This is a genomic window from Amycolatopsis viridis, assembly GCF_011758765.1.
GTDB classification, from domain to species: Bacteria; Actinomycetota; Actinomycetes; order Mycobacteriales; family Pseudonocardiaceae; genus Amycolatopsis_E; species Amycolatopsis_E viridis.
Genome location: NZ_JAANOU010000001.1, coordinates 5,171,934 through 5,189,822, shown reverse-complemented (window position 1 = coordinate 5,189,822; position 17,889 = coordinate 5,171,934). Strand labels below are relative to the sequence as shown.

Here is a 17,889-nt window from a genome sequence, read left to right as displayed (position 1 = left end):
ACCATGGATCACGTGCAGGAAGAGCCCCGGACCGAGACCGCCACGCCGCTACCGCGTCCCGCGGGTGAGACGGCCGTGACGGCGGCGGCCGGGACGGAGCTGGCGGAGCCCGACGAGCGGCCCAAGCTGTACCGCCGCCGGTCGAGCCGCATCGTCGCCGGTGTGGCCTCCGGCCTCGCTGACCACCTCGGCGTGAAGGTGCTGTGGGTGCGCGCGGTCTTCGCGGTGCTGGCCGCCTTCGGCGGGGCCGGCCTGGTGGCCTACGGGTTGCTGTGGGTGTTCGTGCCGCAGCAGCGCCGCGAGGAGGCCGACGCGCCGTCCACGCCGAAGGAGAAGCAGCAAGCGATCGGCCTGCTCGTCCTGGGCATCGGCCTGCTGGTCGCCGTTGGTGCGATCACCGGCACGATCAACGGGTGGGTCGCGGTGCCGCTGGCGCTCGCCCTCGTCGGTGCCGCCGTTGTCTGGCGAGAGGCGGACGAGTCGCAGCGCCGCCGCTGGCGGGAAGGCGCGCGTTCCAGCGTCGCGGGCGTGGTCCTGGGTGGTGGCGGGTGGTCGGCCGCGATCCGCGTCCTGGCCGGCGTGGCGCTGGTGATCGCCGGCATCGCCGTCGTGGTGCTGCGCAGCGGCACGCTCGGCCAGGTGCAGTTCGCGCTGATCTCGGTGCTCGCGACCCTGGTCGGGGTGGCCGTGCTGACCGTGCCGTTCTGGCTGCGGATGGTGCGGGACCTGGGGGAGGAGCGGCGCGCCCGGATCCGCACCGAGGAGCGCGCGGAGATCGCGGCGCACCTGCACGACTCGGTGCTGCAAACCCTCGCGCTGATCCAGAAGCAGGCCGAGGCGCCGAAGGAGGTGGCCCGGCTGGCGCGCAGCCAGGAACGCGAGCTGCGCGGCTGGCTGTACGGCCCGGCCGGCTACGGCGCGCCGAAGAACGTCGGCGGCGGCCGCCTGTCGGAGGCTGTCGCGACCGCGTGCGGCGAGGTCGAGGACACCTTCGCGATCTCGGTTTCGCAGGTCGTGGTGGGTGACGCCGAGCTGGACGACCGCCTCGTCGCGCTGGTGCTGGCCGCTCGCGAGGCGATGGTCAACGCGGCCAAGCACGCGGGCGTCGACGAGGTGAGCGTGTACGCGGAGGTGGAGCCCACCGCGGTGACCGTGTTCGTGCGCGACCGGGGCAAGGGCTTCGACCCGGACAGCGTGTCGGAGGACCGGCATGGCCTGGCCGATTCGATCCGGGGCAGGATGGAGCGCAACGGCGGCACGGTACGGCTGCGCACGGCGCCGGGGGACGGGACAGAGGTGCAGCTGGAAATGCCGATCAAAGCCGAATCCGGAGGGACGCGTTGAGCGAGACACCGCAGCCGAAAGCCCCCATCAGCGTGTTCCTGGTGGACGACCACGCGCTGTTCCGGGCGGGGGTGCGCACCGAACTGGACTCGATCACCGACGAGGTGCGCGTGGTCGGTGAGGCAGGTTCGGTCGCCGAGGCGGTCGCCGGCATCGTCCGCACGAAGCCGCAGGTCGTGCTGCTCGACGTGCACATGCCCGACGGCGGCGGCGCCGAGGTGCTCCGCCGGGTGCGCAAAGAGCTGCCGGATGTCGTGTTCCTGGCGCTGTCGGTGTCCGACGCGGCCGAGGACGTCATCGCGGTCATCCGCGCCGGGGCGCGCGGGTACGTCACCAAGACGATCTCGTCGAAGGAGCTGGTCCGCGCGGTTGCCCGCGTCGCGGAAGGCGACGCGGTGTTCTCGCCGCGGCTGGCCGGGTTCGTGCTGGACGCGTTCGCCGACCGGCCGGGTTCCGCGCCGATCAGCGACCCGGAGCTGGACCTGCTGACCCCGCGCGAGCGGGACGTCCTGCGCCTGCTCGCGCGCGGCTACGCCTACAAGGAGATCGCCTCGGAGCTGTTCATCTCCGTCAAGACCGTCGAGACGCACGTCTCCAGCGTCCTGCGCAAGACCCAGCTGTCGAACCGCTACGAGCTTTCCCGCTGGGCCTCCGACCGCAGGCTGGTCTGAGTCACGACCCGCCGTCGCACGCGGGTGAGCGCGACACCGGCCAGCACGACGGCCACCCCGGTCAGCACACGCGGGTTGAGGGATTCGCCGAGGACGAGCGTGCCGAGGACCAGGGACACCACGGGCAGCAGGTAGCCGACGACGGACACCGTGACCGCGCTCTCGGTCGCCAGCAGCCGGTAGTTCAGCGCGAACGCGACCCCGGTCGAGAACACCCCGAGGACGACCACGGCGATCACCGGCCCGGGGGACAGGTGGACCGGTGCCGTGCCGCCGACCGGCATCGCGAGCACCGTGAGCCCGGTGGCGGCGCTCATCTGGGCTCCCGCGACCGCGACCGGCGACGAGCCCACGGCCGACAGGTACTTGCCCTCGTAGACGTTCACGAAACCGTAGCTCACCGCGGCGGCGACGCAGGCCAGAGCGCCCCAGCTGAGCAGGCCGGACTCCTGCCACGGCGCGAAGATCAGCACGCTGCCGGCCAGTCCGACGAGCAGCCCGGCGAGCTTCGGTGGGCCGAGCCGGCGCTCGGTGCCCACCAACAGCGCCATGACCAGCGTCCACAGCGGGACGGTCGCGTTCAGCACCCCGGTGATGCCGGAGCTGACGGTCCGCTCGCCGACCGCGATCAGCAGGAACGGCACCGCGTTGTGGAACAACGCCGCGACGAGCAGGTGCCGCCAGATCCGGCGGCCGGCCGGGAGCCGGTCGCCCGCGCCGTAGCAGAGCCCGACCAGCACCGCGCTGCCCAGCGCCGTGCGGATGAGCACGAGCTGCACCGGCGTGAACGCGGTCAGCCCGATCTTGATCCAGAGGAAGCTCGATCCCCACATCAGCGCCAGCGCACCCAGGCGCAGAAGTGTCTTCAGTTCACCCACGACTCCACCATCGCGGGCGCGACACGTAAGGACAAGCGAAAATTCCTGCACGCCAGCGTTAGCAAAACTGTAGGATCGGGTCATGCTCGACGTCCGGCGACTCCAGGTGCTGCGGGCCGTGGTGGTGGGCGGCTCGATCAGTGCCGCCGCCCGGAACCTCGGCTACACCCCGTCCGCGATCAGCCAGCAGCTGTCCACTTTGGAGCGCGAGGCGGGCGCGCTCCTGCTGGAACGGGTCGGCCGCGGTGTTCGGCCCACGCCCGCGGGCGCGTTGCTGTCCGAGCACGCCGAGGCGTTGTCCGTCCAGCTGTCCCAGGCCGAGGCGGAGCTGGCCGACCTGAAGGCGGGCCGCACCGGCCGCCTGGCAATCCGCTACTTCGCGACCGCCGGTGCGTCGCTGGTGCCCCCGGCGGTGGCGGCGCTGCGCAGCGAGTATCCCGGTGTGCAGCTGGACCTGCGGCTCCTCGAACCCGGGGAGGCGTTGTCGCAGGTGGAAAACGGTGACGCCGACGTGGCGATCGTGGTGTTCCACGGTGAGTACCGCAAGGCCGGGGTCGAGCAGTACCACCTGCTCGACGACCCGTACCGGGTGACGCTGCCGAAGACGCACCCGCTCGCCCGCAAGAAGGTGGTGGACCTCACCGACCTGGCGGACGAGCCGTGGATCAACAACGAAGTCACCCCCGGCCCCTGCCGGGACGTGCTCATGGCGGCCTGCGGAGCCGCCGGTTTCGTGCCGAACTTCGCGATGGAGTGCGAGGACTACGCCACGGCGCAGGGCTTCGTCGCGGCCGGGCTGGGAATCAGCCTGGTTCCCGTGCTCGGCCTGGGCGCGCCGCAGCCGGGCGCGGTGGTCCGCCGGATCCGCAACCCGGAACCGATCCGCCCGATCCACGCCGTCGTCGCGACCCGGTCGCGCGACCAGCCGGCCGTCCGGCACCTGATCCAGGTGCTCAAGACCCGCGGGGCCTAGAGGAACAGCAGCTGGGTGACCCCGATCCCGATCGCGGCGGCGGCCAGCACCGCCATGGTTGCCAGGATCAGCTGGCGCACCCGTGCCGGGGACAGCTTGACCACCGGCTGCCGTGGCGGCGGGGGCGGCGGCTCCTGGGCCCGGAACGCGGGCACCGTGGGCAACGCGGGCGCGGTCGGCGGGATGAAGGCTGTCTGCCGTCCCTGGGTGATGGCCTGGAACGAGGTGATGCTGTCGCGCAGCGTGGGGCGGCTCAGCGGGTCCTCGCGCAGCAGCTTCATCAGCGCCGGTGCGAGTACACCGGCCTTCTCGGGTTGCCGCAGCGGCCCGTTGCCGTGCTCGCCGTACGGCGGCACGCCCTCCACGGCGGTGTACAGCGTCGCGCCCAGGGAGAACACGTCGGTGGCCGGTGCCGCAGTCGCTCCGCGGGACAGCTCCGGCGCCCGGTAGGCCGGGTTGAACCCCGCGCCGGTGAACCCGATGTCGGTGACCTTGACGCCGCCGTCGTCGGCGAGCAGCACGTTGCCCGGTTCGAGACCGCGGTGCACGACGCCGGCCTGGTGGGCCGCGGCCAGCGCGGAGGCCAGCTGGATACCCAGGAACGCGGTCTGCTCCGGGGTCAGGGTGCCGTACTCGGTGAGGAAGTCCGCCATGTTGCGGGACGGCACGTACTCCATGACCAGCCACGGGTCCGGCCCGTCCCGCAACACGTCGTAGACGCCGATCGCGCAGTTGTGCTGGATCCGCATCGCCGCGCGGCCCTCGTCCATCGCGGTGGCGACGGCCTGCTCGCTGTGGCCCGGCGCGACGGACATCTTCTTCGCGGCGACGGTGCGGTTCAGCTGTGTGTCGTACGTCAGCCAGACAATCCCGGCCCGCCCGCGACCGATCGGCTGATCCAGCCGGTACCGGCCGCCGACGAGTGCGTCCTCAGTACCCACTACACCCTCTCGTCGTCCCGGCGTGTCGGATGGTTTCCCCCACCACCCTACTGACTGATCCGGAAGGTTTCCGGCTGTCGTTGCTACGGGTTGCTGTTCGACGGCGGCGCCGACGACTCGTCGGTCGGGGTCTTCTCCGGCTGAGTGGTCTGGACCACTGTCCTGGACGAGGTCTGCTTGGGAGGCGAGGTGGGGTGCTCCACGGCACTCTCCTCGAAGGTACTGCGACGCGAACCGGTGGCCTTCGTCGGCACGTCGTCGAACTGGGTGGGCCTGCCCGCGGTCGGCGTCCAGTTCTCCGTCTTCCCCACCGGCGAGCTCGTCAGCGGCGCCGGAATGGCCGGTGGTTTGGTCTCGGTGGTGTTCGTCGGGTTGTCGCCCGGTCCGCTGAACAGCCAGATGCCGAGGGCCACCAGACCGGCGACCACCACGGCGCCGATGGCTGCCGGCACCTTCCACTTGCCCGGCTTGTCCTCGTCGTCCGCGTCCGCGGCGGGTGCCGGCTCGTCGTCGTGGCCGGCCGGCGCCGCACGGGTCGCGCCCTGGCGGTCGTAGTCGTCCGCGGGGTAGGCCGAAGTGGGCGCGTAGTCGTCGTACTCGTCGTAGAACTGGTTGCCCGCCGCGCCCAGGGTGCCCGCCTGCGGGCCGAAGTTGTCGCCACGCATCGCTCGGGTGCTCCCGGCGGCCGCAGCCGCGCCGAGCGCTCCGGCGGCGAGTGCACCGCCGGCGAGCGCCCCGCCCGAGGGTGCGAACCGGGTCTCCGCCGCCGGACCGCCCAGCGGGGTCTCGCCGCGGGCCACCGCGGCGAGCAGCTCCTCCGCCTCCGCGGCGGTCGGGCGGTGGCGGGTCTCGGGGTGCAGCAGCACGGCCAGCACGCTCGCCAGCGGGCCGGACTGCCGCGGCGGGTTGATCTGCCCCGCGGCGACCGCGTGCAGCAGGCTCAGGGTGTTCTCGCTCAGCCCGAACGGGGGCTGGCCCTCGCACGCCGCGTACAGCGTCGAGCCGAGCGAGAAGACGTCCGCCTCCGGACCGGGGTCGCCACCGATCGCGACCTCCGGCGCCAGGTAGGCCGGGGTGCCGGCGATCATCCCGGTCTTGGTGACCGTGACGTCGTCCTTGGCCCGCGAGATACCGAAGTCGGTGATCTTCACCACACCGTTGTCGGCGAGGAGGATGTTGCCCGGCTTGATGTCGCGGTGCACGATGCCGACCGCGTGCGCCTCCTTGAGCGCGGCGGCGATCTGGGCGCCGACGCGCGCGACCTCGCGCGGCGGCAGGGTCTTCCGCTCCCGCAGCAGCTCGGCGAGGCTGGTCGACGGCAGGTACTCCATCACCAGGCACGGGTGGCCGTTGTCGTCGGTGACCACGTCGAACACGGAGATCGCGTTGGGATGGTGCAACCGCGCGGCGATCCGGCCCTCGCGCATGGTGCGCTGTTTGGCGTCCTCGGCCTCGTGCGGGTCCAGCCCCGGCTGCAGGAGCAGCTGCTTGATCGCGACCGCTCGTCCGAGCAGCTCGTCGTGCGCCTGCCACACCGTGCCCATGGCGCCGGTGCCGATTCGCCGTTCGATCCGGTACCGGCCGGCGACCAGGCGACCCTCGTCGCTCACGCGACCTCCTTCGGGGCTGTTTCAGGGCGTGACGCAGTGCCGCACGCCTGGGAGCCTCTGCACGTAGCTCGGCCCGTAGGCCGGTTTGGCCAGATCCGTTTCGGTCAAGGCTAGGGTGCTCACTCTGCGCACATGCATCCGGCACTGTCTGGCGTGGGAAGACCACGCCTGGTATAGCAGCCGCTACAGCTCCTCGGCGGCCAGCAGGACCGCCTCCGAGATGCTGCGGCCGGTCCGGTCCAGGCCGAATTGCTGCGTGACCCGCAGCCGCGTGCCGTCGTCGCGGCGCATCAGCACCACCGCGAGCACCGACCCGTCGGGCTGGACGTGCGCGTCGGTCACCTCGACCTGGCGCATGGTGCTCCACGCCCGCACGAGGTCACCGGCCTCCTCACCGGCCAGCGCCGGGCTGAGCAGGTCCAGCGCCTTCTCCGGCGCGTCGTCCACCCGCCGGTAGAACTCGCGGACCACCGCGAGCTTCTGCGCCGGCGTCGGCGCGGGTGCCGTGGTCGTCGGCGCGGCGGAGCTGCCCGGTGGGGTCAGGGCGCCGGCCGCCGGTGTCTGCGTCTGGGCCACCGGCGCCGGAGCGGCCGAGCTGGTGCTCGCCGGAGCGTGACCGGCGGCGTTACCGCCCCGCCGCGCCTGCGGCGTCCCGGTCGACGCGAACCCGCCCAGCGCGGCGACGCCGGTGATCTGCGGCGGAACGGGTGCGGCCGGTGCCGCCGACTGGTCCCGGCTGCGGCTGAGGACCGACGACGCGACGACGGCGCCGACGAGCAACGTGCCGGCCATGGTCAGCCCGGTGAGCTTGGCGAGCTTCGCGCCCCGGCTCTCCGGCTCCCGCTGCGGCTCGGTCCGGTTCCGGACGCGCGGTGGCGGCAGGTACTTCCGCGGTTCGCGGAACACCTGGGTGAGGTACTCGCGGTCGACCATCTCGTTGTCGAGGATCTCGGGGGAGATCAGCTCCTCGACGCGGAGGGCCTCCGGCGCGCGGGTCTCGCGCTGCCGTTCGTGTGCGACTCTCATGGACCTGTCGTCTGGATCTTCCGTGTCGGGGGACCGGGGTTTGTCGTGCTGTTCATCAGCGAACCCCGGTCGCGCGTTACCGGCCACCCACGATCGGTGGAGGGGCGTCACGGTACGACGAACGGCAGTGACCATCACCCACCTGGCGCAGTCGGGCTTCAGGCATCGTCGCTGGTGATCTTGTCTCCGGAGAACTCGAGCGTGCGTTCCTCGGTGACCTGCCGGCCGTCCTTGTAGACGGTCTGCACGGTGCACACCGCCTTGCCATCGTACTGGTGCACCCGGATGTGTTTGACCTCGAAGTAGGCCACCTGCGCGTACTTGCGCTGGAGGCCCTCGATGCCCTCCTGCCGCAGCCCACCGCCGGTCATCTCGTGGGCCGCCTCGGCGTTCTCGGTGACCGTGTCGAGGTAGCTCTGCGACGTGCTCGCCAGCTTCTTCGGGTCCTCCTGGGAGAACGTGAACCGGGTGGGGTCCGCGTCGTAGGGCGCGGGCGACGGCGGCGGCTTGCGCGGGACGGCCGGGGTGGTGGAAGCGGGTGCCGCGGCAGCCGGTTCGCTCGCCGGCCCCGTGGACGAGGTGGTGCTCTCGGCCGTGCTCCGGCCCGGTGCGCGTACGCCGGCGCTTCCGGTCGCCCCGGCATCCGCGGAGACCGGGTCCGTGGCCGGCGGGGTCGCTTCGTCGTGGGGCGTGCTCGCCGTCGTGTGGCTCTCGTCGCCGCCGGGGCTGGGCGGCGCGATCTGCTCCCCGGAGAGGGTGGGCACGCCGCCGCCGAGGCCGGGGATCCATCCGCCGCCGGCCTGGTCGGGCGCCGGTTTGGCGACGAACGCCGAGCCGGCGAACATCAGCGCCACGACCACGCCACCGGACGAGGCGGTGGCGAACCAGGCGGCCTTGCGCCAGCTGCGCGGCGGGGTCACCGACGCGGGCACGTTGCCGAGGTCGAACGAGCCGAGGCCGGTCGCCGGGGCGACCTCGTAGACCCGCACATCCGTGTCGTCGATGCGATCGGGGTCGTTGGCGTACCGGCAGCGCGGCGGGGTCAGCTTGACCTTGGTGCGCCGGGGCGGCTGCTCCGGCGTCCGCCGGGACGGTGCCGTGGCACCGGTGACGGGCAGCTCACCGTGTGCGGGCGGGAACACCTCGGTCGCGGGCCGGGCATCCGGGATCAGACTGGTGAGCGCCAGCGAGCCGCGGGCAGGCGGGTCGGCCGGCATGGGTGCCCGCCCGGCGCCCGGCCGGTGTGCCGGAACGACCGGGGTCCAGGTTCCGGCACCACGTCGGTGCCGGCCGGTCCCGGAACGAGAGCTGTCCGTGAATTCGGCCCCGCGTGTCATGCCGTGTGGACACCGCCCTGCGCGCACTCTGACGCCGGACCCGTGCCGATTCGACCGGATGGAGCAGCCGGTGCAAGTGCTGGTGCACGTTCGCCTGCACGCGCGCGGCGGTGCGCCGGGCGCGTGGAGGCGAATCCAGGCCGTTCCACGCCATCAAGGGTAAGAGCAGGCGTCAGTTGTCAAAGCGTGAGCCCGCAAGTTCACTCAGTCGGGGCTTTCACACTTCGTCAGCCACCGTTTCGGTAGCGCGCCTGCGTGGACTGCAGGGCCTTGGTGGCTACCGCGCCGCTGCCTGCGGCGACGATGATCGCGAGGATGTCCATCCCGGTGCCGCCCGAGGTGAACAGCCACGCGAGGAGCGACGCGGCGGTGGTGCCGCCGGCGAGCGCCCACCGGCTGCGCACGTACTGCGCCACCGGTGCACCGCCGGCCCGCTTGTTCGCCGCGTTGTTCAGCAGCGCCAGGTAGCCCACGTGGGCCAGCGAGGCGAGCACACTGGCGATCGCGATGATCACCGCGATGACGTTAATCATGTCTCCAGTGTGCCCGTCCGCCACGCTGTCCGGCCTCCGGGAAACCCCCGGATTCCGACGTTTTCAGCGGCCGAGCCGCCCACGCCCCAGGTTCAGCAGGGCCATGGCGAGCTGACGGCCGTCCGGGCCGAGTTCGCGGTAACGGGCGAGCACGTCCATTTCGCGGTTGTAGACGATGCGGGTGCCGCCCGCGGCCATCCGCGCGGCGCCGATCCGGCGGGAGACCTCGACGCGGCGCTTGACGAGCCGCAGGATCTCCGCGTCCAGCCAGTCGATCTCCTCGCGCAGCTCGGCGATCTCCTCGGCCGTCGCCACGGGTTCCCCCGAGGACTCCGGCGAGGTGTCCTTCTCATGTGTCTGTGCGTTCATCGGGCCCTCCGGTCGGTTCCGGACCGCGCGGCCCCGAAGCCGACGAAAGCCCCGGGTCCGCGGACTCCGGGGCTTGCAGTGACGGTGGTGTGGGCACCTACGCGATCACGGGAGCCGGAGTCCGGATCCCGTAGAAAAATCGGTACGCGTGGTGCTGCACGAGATCAGTATGGCACAGCTCGCCGCCGGTAGCGGATCGCCGCGTGCGCGAGCAGGCTCACACCCAGCCAGAACAACGGCACCGCCGGCCAGAAGAACGGCGCGCCCGACGCGACGAACCGGACGACGAGCAGCACCGACAACAGGGCCACGACCGCGGCGTGCACCCGCAGCGGCACGGGGAACCGCGGTGGCTTCGCTGGTTCCGCCGGCGCCGGCCGTGGCAGGTCCTGCGTGAGCTCGGCCAGTTCGTCGAGGTAGGTCGCCGCGTAGGCGGCACCCATCCGGTCTTCGGTTTCGGCGAGCGACAGCCTGCCCTCGCCGCCGGCCTGCTGCAGCCGGGCCGCCACGCGCTCCCGGTCCTGGTCCGCGGCCCGGATCCGTTTCGATGGTGTGTTCATGCCGTCGATGGTCCGCCGTGGCGGGCCGCCGCGCGTCCATCCGGTGACGACACCTCGCCGTACGTCCACCGCGGTAAACCGTCGGAGCCCCCGGGTAGCGTGGACAACCGATGAGCACCCTGTTCGACCTCCCCGCCGAGCCGCCCGCGCGTCCCGCGCCGGGCCGCCACGCCGATCTGCTCGCCGACCTCAACCCCGCGCAGCGGGAAGCGGTCACGCACACCGGTGCGCCGCTGCTGGTGGTTGCCGGCGCGGGCTCCGGCAAGACCCGGGTGCTGACCCGGCGCATCGCCTACCTGCTGGCCGAGCGCGGTGTGCACCCCGGCGAGATCATGGCGATCACGTTCACCAACAAGGCCGCGGCCGAGATGCGGGAGCGCGTCGGCGAGCTGGTGGGCAGGCGCGCGAACGCCATGTGGGTCTCCACGTTCCACTCGATGTGCGTGCGGCTGCTGCGGCGCGAGGCCAAGACGCTCGACATGTCGTCGAACTTCTCGATCTACGACGCCGACGACACGCGCCGCCTGGTCACCCTCGTCGCGCGCGACCTGGACATCGACCCCAAGCGCTACCCGGCCCGCGCGCTGGCGGTGCACATCTCCAACCACAAGAACGAGCTGACCGACCCGGAGGACGCCACGGCGAAGGCGTCCAACGACCTGGAGCGCCGGGTCGCCGAGGTCTACACCGAGTACCAGCGGCGGCTGCGGCTGGCGAACGCGTTCGACTTCGACGACCTGATCATGCGCACGGTCGAGCTGTTCCAGGCCTTCCCCGACGTGGCCGAGCACTACCGCCGCCGGTTCCGGCACGTCCTGGTCGACGAGTACCAGGACACCAACCACGCCCAGTACACCCTGGTCCGGGAGCTGGTGGGCACCACGCGGACCGAGGGCGGTGTCGAGCCGGCGGAGCTGTGCGTGGTCGGTGACGCCGACCAGTCGATCTACGCGTTCCGCGGCGCCACCATCCGCAACATCGAGGAGTTCGAGCGGGACTTCCCGGACGCCCGCACCATCCTGCTGGAGCAGAACTACCGCTCCACCCAGACGATCCTGTCCGCCGCCAACGCGGTCATCTCGCGCAACCCGAACCGGCGGGACAAGCGGCTGTGGACCGACTCCGGCGACGGCGAGAAGATCGGCGTCTACGTCGCCGACAACGAGCACGACGAGGCGGCCTTCGTCGCGGGCGAGATCGACGCACTGGTCGACCAGGGCGAGGCGAAGTACTCCGACGTGGCGGTGTTCTACCGCACCAACAACCAGTCGCGGGTGTTCGAGGAGATCTTCATCCGGCTCGGGCTGCCCTACCGCGTGGTCGGCGGCGTCCGCTTCTACGAGCGCCGCGAGGTGCGGGACGCGCTGGCCTACCTGCGGGTGCTGGCCAACCCGGAGGACACGGTCAGCCTGCGGCGCATCCTCAACGTGCCCAAGCGGGGCATCGGCGAGCGGGCCGAGGCGTGCGTGGCCACGCACGCCGAACGGGAGCGGATCTCGTTCGCGGCCGCGCTGCGGGACGCGGTGGCCGGCAAGGTGCCGCTGCTCAACCCGCGTTCGCAGAAGGCGATCGCCGGTTTCGTCGAGCTGCTCGACGGGCTGATCGCGCTGGTCGAGGAGGGCGCTGAGGTCGCCGACGTGCTCGAGGCCGTGCTGGAGCGCACGGGGTACCGGGCCGAGCTGGAGGAGTCCGACGACCCGCAGGACGCCTCCCGGGTGGACAACCTGACCGAGCTCGTCACCGTCGCGCGGGAGTTCGCCGAGCAGGCTGCCGAGATGCCGCCGCTCGCCGAGGACGACGCGGGCGTACCCGAGCCGGGCTCGCTGGCGGCGTTCCTCGAGCGGGTCTCGCTGGTGGCCGACGCGGACTCGGTGCCGACACCGGACTCCGACGGCGAGGAGGAGGACTCCGGGGTGGTCACGCTGATGACCGTGCACACCGCGAAGGGGCTGGAGTACCCGGTGGTGTTCTGCACGGGCTGGGAGGACGGCGTCTTCCCGCACCTGCGGGCCCTGGGCGAGCCCGCCGAGCTGGCCGAGGAGCGGCGGCTGGCGTACGTGGCCATCACGCGGGCGCGCAAGCGGCTGTACCTGAGCCGGGCGATCACGCGCTCGGCGTGGGGACAGCCGATGACGAACCCGGCGTCCCGGTTCTTCGACGAGGTGCCGTCCGAGCTGCTCGACTGGCGCCGGGAGGAGCCGTCGTCGGCCGCGGAGCCGTCGTTCGGTTCGCCCCGGGCGGCGACCACCTGGGGGCGGCGCTCCCGTTTCGGTGAGGACTCCGCGCAGGCCGGGATCGCGGCCCGCGGCATGCGGTCGACGCCGTTCAAGGGCTGGCAGAACACCGTGGCGCTGAAGCTCGAGGTGGGCGACCGCGTCAACCACGACAAGTACGGTCTCGGCACGGTGGTCGAAGCGTCCGGTGAGGGTCCACGTGCCACCGCCACCATCGATTTCGGCAGCGCCGGCAAGGTGAAGCTGATGCTGATCGGCAGCGTCCCGATGGTGAAGCTGTAGGTCTCGTCCCGGGCCGCCACATCCCGGCGGCGGTCCGGGCCTCGCTGCCTGCTCCGATCGGGTGATGAGCGAGCCCGGCTCACCGGCCGTCCCGGAATTGTCGGACCCCTCCGCTATACCTGTCTCGAACGCGAGTTCGAACCTGGGGAGGTCGTGGTGTGGGCAGGCAGTGGTTCCCGTACGTGCGGGCAGGCGTCCTGGAGCGGATCGAGCGCATGGTCGCGCGGGTGGTCCACGACGGGGCGTTACCGGCCGGCGAGGCCCTCGTGGTCCTCGCCGCTTGGCAGGCTCTCCTGGAGCGGCACGGCGGGCCGGACGGCCGGTGCCTGCGGTGCCGGCGTACGTCGCGACGGCTGTGCGGGGTCTGGCAGGTCGCGGTGGCCTACTTCGTGCGGCGGCCGGACCCGTGACCGGGCCAGGGAGGGGCCGTCAGAGGCTGATGCCGCGGGCGGCGAGCCAGGGCCGCGGGTCGATCTTGCGGGTGCCGTTCTGCCAGATCTCGAAGTGCAGGTGCGGCCCGGTGCTCTGGCCGCGGTTGCCGATCTCGGCGATCTGCTGCCCGCACTTGACCTTCTGACCCTCGCGCACCGAGTAGGTGTTGACGTGGCCGTAGACCTGGATGGTGCCGTCGTCCATCTGGATCCGCACCCACAGGCCGAAGCCGCTCGCCGGGCCGGCCTCGATCACCACGCCGTCGGTCGCGGCGTAGATCGGGGTGCCGATCGAGTTGGCGATGTCGACGCCGAGGTGGCTGGTGCCCCAGCGGGCGCCGAAGCCGGAGGTGAACGTGCCCTTGGCGGGCAGGCAGGTCTTGGGCCGGGCAGCCTCCTCGGCCGCGGCGCGGGCGACTTCGGCATCGTGGTTCCGCCGGGCCATCGTGACGTTCTCGCTGTCGGTGAGGCGCTGCACCTCCGCCGACGCGTCGGTGAAGTTGGCCGCGGGAAGGATCTCGGGGGCGCCGGTGGGGGCGTCACCACCGACCGCGAACGACGCGCTCGCGTCCCCGGTGTTGGCCAGGGGAGCCACGTCGGCGTCGGAAGTCTGCACGGACTGGAGGGTCTGTCCTGCGGCGGCAGCGGCGAACGCGCCGGCCGCCACGGCGGCGACCACGACCCGGCCACGCAGCGCCGAGGACGGCGCGGGGAGCCGGTGAGCGCCCCGGACCCGGACGACGGCGCCGTCCGCAGCGTCGTCGTCGAGTACCGGGGAAGGAGCTTGGCCGCCGGGGGAGCGGTATCGAGCCAAGTCGGGGCCTTCCGTTACTCAGGGGGTCAGCGGGCGGGTTCCGGGCGGGGGATCCCGGTGGGCAACCGTTCGGGGTGGCTGCCCGCCGCCCACATCGTGACCTGACCGTGATGGGGACCGGGGGACAGTAACGAAGGGATGTGGTCGGCGGCAAGGAGTGAACGCCCTCTGGGCCGAACGTGGCGCGGGAGCTCGCGGCCGATCAGTGTCGATGACACTGGGTAGACGCGATATTCCGCCATTGGTGTGATGTGCGACACGGTTTGTTAGCTCGTGGGGTTTCCGGGGCAACCTTCCCGGCTTGCTAGCGTCGGGCGCCGGTGTCGGTGGCGACGCCGCGCGGGACGTGATCACCTGGGTGAGGCGGTCCGCGCCGGGCGGCCGGTGCCAGGCACGGGTCGTGGTGTGCCCGCGGCTCTCGGCGCCGAGGCCGGCCGTCCTGACCGCTCCTCCGACCCTCGACGACGTGAGATCACATGGACACTGACAGCACCGGTGGCGTGGCTGCCGTGCAGCTCGACGCGACCTCCGACGCTGGCGACGCCGGCAGCGGGTCCCCGTCCCCGGTGGCCTACGTGGCCGGGGCGGTGTCGGCCGTGCTGCTCGCCGCGGGTGGCGCGGTGCCGGTGGCGGACGGTGTGCCACGGGGTTACGCCAGCGTCCCGCTGCTGGTGGTGCTCGCCGTGGCGCCGATGGTCGTGGTGGCCGTGCTCGCGGTGCGGGGCCGCCACCAGACGGCCGCCGGTGTGCTGGCAGCGGTGGCGGCCCTCGCCCCGGGGCGGCTGGTGCTCGACCTGATCCTGCTCACGGACCCCCTGCGCGCGGCGCGTCCGGAGCTGTTCCGCGTGCACGCGCTGGCCGAGCCCGCTACCGGTGCCGGGTTGTGGCTGCTGCTGGCAGGGCACGTGGTCGCGATCGCGGCCGGTGTGCTGGCCATGCGGGCCGTCGCCCCGAACGCGGACGCTTCCTGGCCCCCGCCGCCGTCCGCTGCCGCGGAGGCGGTCGCCGCGAAGTCCCAGTGGAGCGAGCGTCGACCCGCGACCGGCCGGTCCGCTCCCGGGGAGGCCTCGGGTGAGCCGGGTGCCAGGGCAGTGCCGTCGGGCAAGGCCCGCCGCGGTGTCACCGCGTCCCCGGCCACCGACGGTCGCTCCGTGGAGGACGGCGCCCGGAGTCGCACCGGATCCCGCATCCCGGCGGGCACCGCCGCCGGGGAGCCCGCTGACCCCGGTACCCCGGCTTGGCCCGAGGCAGCGCAGGCCGCGCGGTCCGGGCGGGCCGGGCGGTCCGGTTTGATCCTCGGCATCGCGGCGGCCATCGTGGCGGCAGTGGGGCTCATGATGGCGCCCTTCGCGTCCACTGATGCCTTCCTGCCTGCGGCCAGCGCGCTCGAAGGCCCCGGTCTGGTGCTCGCCGGCAGCCTCCTGCTCGCGTTCGCGTTGCCGGTCGCCACCGTGTTGCTCGCCGGGTCCGGCAGCGCGGTCGCGCGGGGCGGGTTGCTCGGCCTCGGCGTCACCGCGACCGTCGTCGGGCTGCCGAACCTCGTCTCCGGCCTCAGCCTGCCCGGGGTGCGGCTGTCGGCGGGCCCGGTTCTCGTCCTCGTCGGCGCCGCCGGGATGATCGCCGCCGCCTTCTTGCCCACCGCCGCCACCAGGGACGCCACCTCGGACGCCGCACCGGACGACGACGCCGCCGAGATCACCCTGCCCGGCATCCGCCGGCTGCGGATCGTCACCGGCGCCCTCGCCGTGCTCACCGCGGCCGCCGCCGTCGCCGGTGCGCTCACCCCGCAGGTGGTCGTCACCGGCAACCTCGACGGGCCGCCCAGCCCGTCCCGGTGGGCCCTGCTCGCCGCCGGGCTGCTCGTCGGAGTCCTCGGTCTCGTCCTGTTCACCGCGGGCCCGGCCGCCTACGTGCGCCCCGTCCTCTCCGTCGCCTGGGTCGCCGTCCCCCTCGCCGGCACCGCGGTCCTCACCATGGCCGTCACCGCCACCGAACTCGGCGCCGGCCTCACCCCCGGCCCGGGTGTGCTGTGGACGGCGCTCGCGATCGCCGGCTCGGCCATCACCGCCTGCTGCTCCGTCGTCGCGGGCATGGTCGAACGCGACGAGACCACCGACCCGGCCACCGCGCTCGGCAACGGCTCCGCCGTCCCCGGCGCGGGCCTGCTCGCCCCGCTCGCCGCGGCCGGGATCCTCGCCCTCGGTGCCTTCGGCATCCCGTCGATCCTCGCGACCGACTACGTCGAGCCCGCCCTCTGGACCAGCTTCGGCACACCCTCGTGGGGCCTGCTGGTCGCGCTCCTCACGGTCCTCGGCGCGTGCGTCCTCGCCCCGCGCTGCCGCCCCGCCAGGGCCGCCGCGCTGCTCGCCGGTGCCGCCTGCGTCGCCGGGTTGCGGGCCGCCGAACTGCCCCTCGCCCGCCACGAGATCGCCGGCGCCCACGCGGGACCCGGCTGGTGGCTCGCGCTGGCGGCTGCCCTGGCCCTCGTCGTCGCCGCCGTCCTGGCCGCGCGTGGGACGATTCACACCCCGAAAACACGCTCTGGATCCATACGGTGACCGAGTTCACCAGATGCGCCGCCCCGAGCCAAAGCGCAGGTCGCTAGGGTCGTCTCCGTCCGGCAGCATGGTTTGCAACAAGCACCCGCCTGCGGATCGCCCCTCGCGAGACGACCGGTGACTCAGGCGGTGTGTGTCGTCAGGAGACTGGAGTAGTGGACCTCTACGAATACCAGGCGAAGGACCTCTTCGCCGCCCACGGCGTGCCGGTACTGCCCGGCGCCGTAGCGAGCACCCCGGAAGAAGCCCAGGCCGCCGCCGAGAAGATCGGCGGCCAGGTCGTCGTCAAGGCCCAGGTCAAGACCGGTGGCCGCGGCAAGGCCGGCGGCGTGAAGCTCGCCAAGGACCCGGCCGAGGCCAAGGAGAAGGCCGAAGCCATCCTCGGCCTCGACATCAAGGGCCACATCACGCACCGCGTGCTGGTGACCGAGGCGTCCGACATCGCGGAGGAGTACTACTTCTCCTTCCTGCTGGACCGCGCCAATCGCACCTTCCTCGCCATGGCCTCGTCCGAGGGCGGCATGGAGATCGAGCAGCTGGCCGTGGAGCGGCCCGAGGCGCTCGCCAAGGTGCCGGTCGACCCGATCGCCGGGGTGGACAAGGCCAAGGCGCTGGAGATCCTGACCGCGGGCAACTTCCCCGAGGCCATCCGCGACCAGGCGGCCGACGTGGTCGTCAAGCTGTGGGAGACCTTCGTCGCCGAGGACGCCACGCTGGTCGAGGTCAACCCGCTGGTCCGCGACCCGCAGGACAAGATCGTCGCGCTGGACGGCAAGGTCACCCTCGACGAGAACGCCGGCTTCCGGCAGCCCAAGCAGGCGGAGCTCGTCGACAAGCAGACCGAGGACCCGCTGGAGGCCAAGGCCAAGGCCAAGGACCTCAACTACGTCAAGCTCGACGGCGAGGTCGGCATCATCGGCAACGGCGCGGGCCTGGTCATGTCCACGCTGGACGTGGTCGCCTACGCCGGTGAGAAGCACGGCGGCGTCAAGCCCGCCAACTTCCTCGACATCGGTGGCGGCGCTTCGGCCGAGGTCATGGCCGCCGGTCTGGACGTCATCCTGAACGACCCGGCCGTCAAGTCGGTGTTCGTCAACGTCTTCGGTGGCATCACCGCCTGCGACGCGGTCGCCACCGGGATCGTCGAGGCGCTGAAGATCCTGGGCGACGAGGCCACCAAGCCGCTCGTGGTCCGTCTCGACGGCAACAACGTCGAGGAAGGCCGCCGGATCCTCAACGAGGCCAACCACCCGCTCGTGACGCAGGTGGACACCATGGACAACGCAGCGGACAAGGCTGCCGAGCTGGCCGCGGCAGGAGCGTAAGAG

The 17,889-nt window shown here is 72.4% G+C and carries 16 protein-coding genes; 7 read left to right on the top strand and 9 right to left on the bottom strand.

The features are described from left to right. Positions 1-3 precede the first annotated feature (3 nt). Positions 4-1,344: an ATP-binding protein gene (locus tag FHX46_RS25655; protein ID WP_167119997.1), complete on the top strand. Its 1,341-nt coding sequence runs from the start codon at positions 4-6 to the stop codon at positions 1,342-1,344. Then, positions 1,341-2,015 (top strand): response regulator, encoded by a 675-nt coding sequence (locus FHX46_RS25650; RefSeq protein ID WP_167119994.1) that lies wholly within the window; start codon positions 1,341-1,343, stop codon positions 2,013-2,015. Before FHX46_RS25655 ends, FHX46_RS25650 begins: the two co-directional genes overlap by 4 nt. Here FHX46_RS25650 and FHX46_RS25645 read toward each other — a convergent pair. After that, the gene (locus FHX46_RS25645; RefSeq protein WP_167119991.1) at positions 1,973-2,893 is read right to left on the bottom strand and encodes a DMT family transporter; all 921 of its coding nucleotides are present in this window, start codon (positions 2,891-2,893) and stop codon (positions 1,973-1,975) included. The genes FHX46_RS25650 and FHX46_RS25645 overlap by 43 nt on opposite strands. 82 nt (positions 2,894-2,975) lie before the next feature. Between FHX46_RS25645 and FHX46_RS25640 the strand changes: the two genes are divergently transcribed. Then, positions 2,976-3,866 (top strand): LysR family transcriptional regulator, encoded by an 891-nt coding sequence (locus tag FHX46_RS25640; RefSeq protein ID WP_167119988.1) that lies wholly within the window; start codon positions 2,976-2,978, stop codon positions 3,864-3,866. Here the strand turns inward: FHX46_RS25640 and FHX46_RS25635 are convergent. The 7 genes from FHX46_RS25635 to FHX46_RS25605 all read right to left on the bottom strand — a co-directional run bounded on the left by FHX46_RS25635 (position 3,863) and on the right by FHX46_RS25605 (position 10,242). Continuing rightward, on the bottom strand, positions 3,863-4,807 hold the full coding sequence (locus FHX46_RS25635; protein WP_167119986.1) for a serine/threonine-protein kinase: 945 nt from the start codon (positions 4,805-4,807) through the stop codon (positions 3,863-3,865). The genes FHX46_RS25640 and FHX46_RS25635 overlap by 4 nt on opposite strands. Positions 4,808-4,890: 83 nt before the next feature. Next, entirely contained in the window at positions 4,891-6,417 is a 1,527-nt protein-coding gene (locus tag FHX46_RS25630; RefSeq protein ID WP_167119983.1) for a serine/threonine-protein kinase, read from the bottom strand. A 183-nt stretch (positions 6,418-6,600) separates the two neighbouring features. Next, a complete protein-coding gene (locus FHX46_RS25625) occupies positions 6,601-7,443 on the bottom strand; it encodes a hypothetical protein (RefSeq protein ID WP_167119980.1) in 843 nt (280 codons plus the stop codon). Between the two features lie 158 nt (positions 7,444-7,601). After that, a complete protein-coding gene (locus FHX46_RS25620) occupies positions 7,602-8,660 on the bottom strand; it encodes a hypothetical protein (RefSeq protein ID WP_167119977.1) in 1,059 nt (352 codons plus the stop codon). 347 nt (positions 8,661-9,007) lie between these two features. Then, complete coding sequence (locus FHX46_RS25615; RefSeq protein WP_167119974.1) at positions 9,008-9,313, bottom strand: hypothetical protein; 306 nt, start codon at positions 9,311-9,313, stop codon at positions 9,008-9,010. A gap of 63 nt (positions 9,314-9,376) precedes the next feature. Further along, entirely contained in the window at positions 9,377-9,682 is a 306-nt protein-coding gene (locus FHX46_RS25610) for a chorismate mutase (protein WP_167119971.1), read from the bottom strand. A 164-nt stretch (positions 9,683-9,846) separates the two neighbouring features. Continuing rightward, positions 9,847-10,242, bottom strand: coding sequence for a DUF1707 SHOCT-like domain-containing protein (locus tag FHX46_RS25605; protein WP_167119968.1), 396 nt, complete (start codon positions 10,240-10,242; stop codon positions 9,847-9,849). A gap of 110 nt (positions 10,243-10,352) precedes the next feature. On the opposite strand from FHX46_RS25605, the gene pcrA reads away from it, so the two are divergent. Both pcrA and FHX46_RS25595 read left to right on the top strand, forming a co-directional pair. Beyond that, positions 10,353-12,758 (top strand): DNA helicase PcrA, encoded by a 2,406-nt coding sequence (gene pcrA / locus FHX46_RS25600; protein WP_167100311.1) that lies wholly within the window; start codon positions 10,353-10,355, stop codon positions 12,756-12,758. 158 nt (positions 12,759-12,916) lie between these two features. Then, positions 12,917-13,168, top strand: a complete 252-nt coding sequence (locus FHX46_RS25595) for a hypothetical protein (protein ID WP_167119965.1) — start codon at positions 12,917-12,919, stop codon at positions 13,166-13,168. Positions 13,169-13,187: 19 nt separating this feature from the next. Here the strand turns inward: FHX46_RS25595 and FHX46_RS25590 are convergent, their stop codons facing one another. Beyond that, positions 13,188-13,868 carry a M23 family metallopeptidase gene (locus FHX46_RS25590; protein ID WP_167121677.1) on the bottom strand — a complete coding sequence of 227 codons (681 nt, stop codon included), beginning with the start codon at positions 13,866-13,868 and terminating at the stop codon, positions 13,188-13,190. A 611-nt stretch (positions 13,869-14,479) separates the two neighbouring features. On the opposite strand from FHX46_RS25590, the gene FHX46_RS28940 reads away from it, so the two are divergent. Together FHX46_RS28940 and sucC are read left to right on the top strand one after the other, a co-directional pair. Next, complete coding sequence (locus tag FHX46_RS28940; protein ID WP_167119961.1) at positions 14,480-16,561, top strand: hypothetical protein; 2,082 nt, start codon at positions 14,480-14,482, stop codon at positions 16,559-16,561. A gap of 155 nt (positions 16,562-16,716) precedes the next feature. Then, complete coding sequence (sucC, locus tag FHX46_RS25580; RefSeq protein WP_167119958.1) at positions 16,717-17,886, top strand: ADP-forming succinate--CoA ligase subunit beta; 1,170 nt, start codon at positions 16,717-16,719, stop codon at positions 17,884-17,886. Positions 17,887-17,889 lie beyond the last annotated feature (3 nt).

Excerpts from the sequence above, each read along its gene's own strand:
- FHX46_RS28940 (WP_167119961.1), top strand. The coding sequence starts at position 14,480 with ATGGACACTGACAGCACCGGTGGCGTGGCTGCCGTGCAGCTCGACGCG.
- FHX46_RS25605 (WP_167119968.1), bottom strand. The coding sequence starts at position 10,242 with ATGAACACACCATCGAAACGGATCCGGGCCGCGGACCAGGACCGGGAG.
- FHX46_RS25625 (WP_167119980.1), bottom strand. The coding sequence starts at position 7,443 with ATGAGAGTCGCACACGAACGGCAGCGCGAGACCCGCGCGCCGGAGGCC.
- FHX46_RS25610 (WP_167119971.1), bottom strand. The coding sequence starts at position 9,682 with ATGAACGCACAGACACATGAGAAGGACACCTCGCCGGAGTCCTCGGGG.
- FHX46_RS25655 (WP_167119997.1), top strand. The coding sequence starts at position 4 with ATGGATCACGTGCAGGAAGAGCCCCGGACCGAGACCGCCACGCCGCTA.
- FHX46_RS25620 (WP_167119977.1), bottom strand. The coding sequence starts at position 8,660 with ATGCCGGCCGACCCGCCTGCCCGCGGCTCGCTGGCGCTCACCAGTCTG.
- FHX46_RS25640 (WP_167119988.1), top strand. The coding sequence starts at position 2,976 with ATGCTCGACGTCCGGCGACTCCAGGTGCTGCGGGCCGTGGTGGTGGGC.
- pcrA (WP_167100311.1), top strand. The coding sequence starts at position 10,353 with ATGAGCACCCTGTTCGACCTCCCCGCCGAGCCGCCCGCGCGTCCCGCG.
- FHX46_RS25615 (WP_167119974.1), bottom strand. The coding sequence starts at position 9,313 with ATGATTAACGTCATCGCGGTGATCATCGCGATCGCCAGTGTGCTCGCC.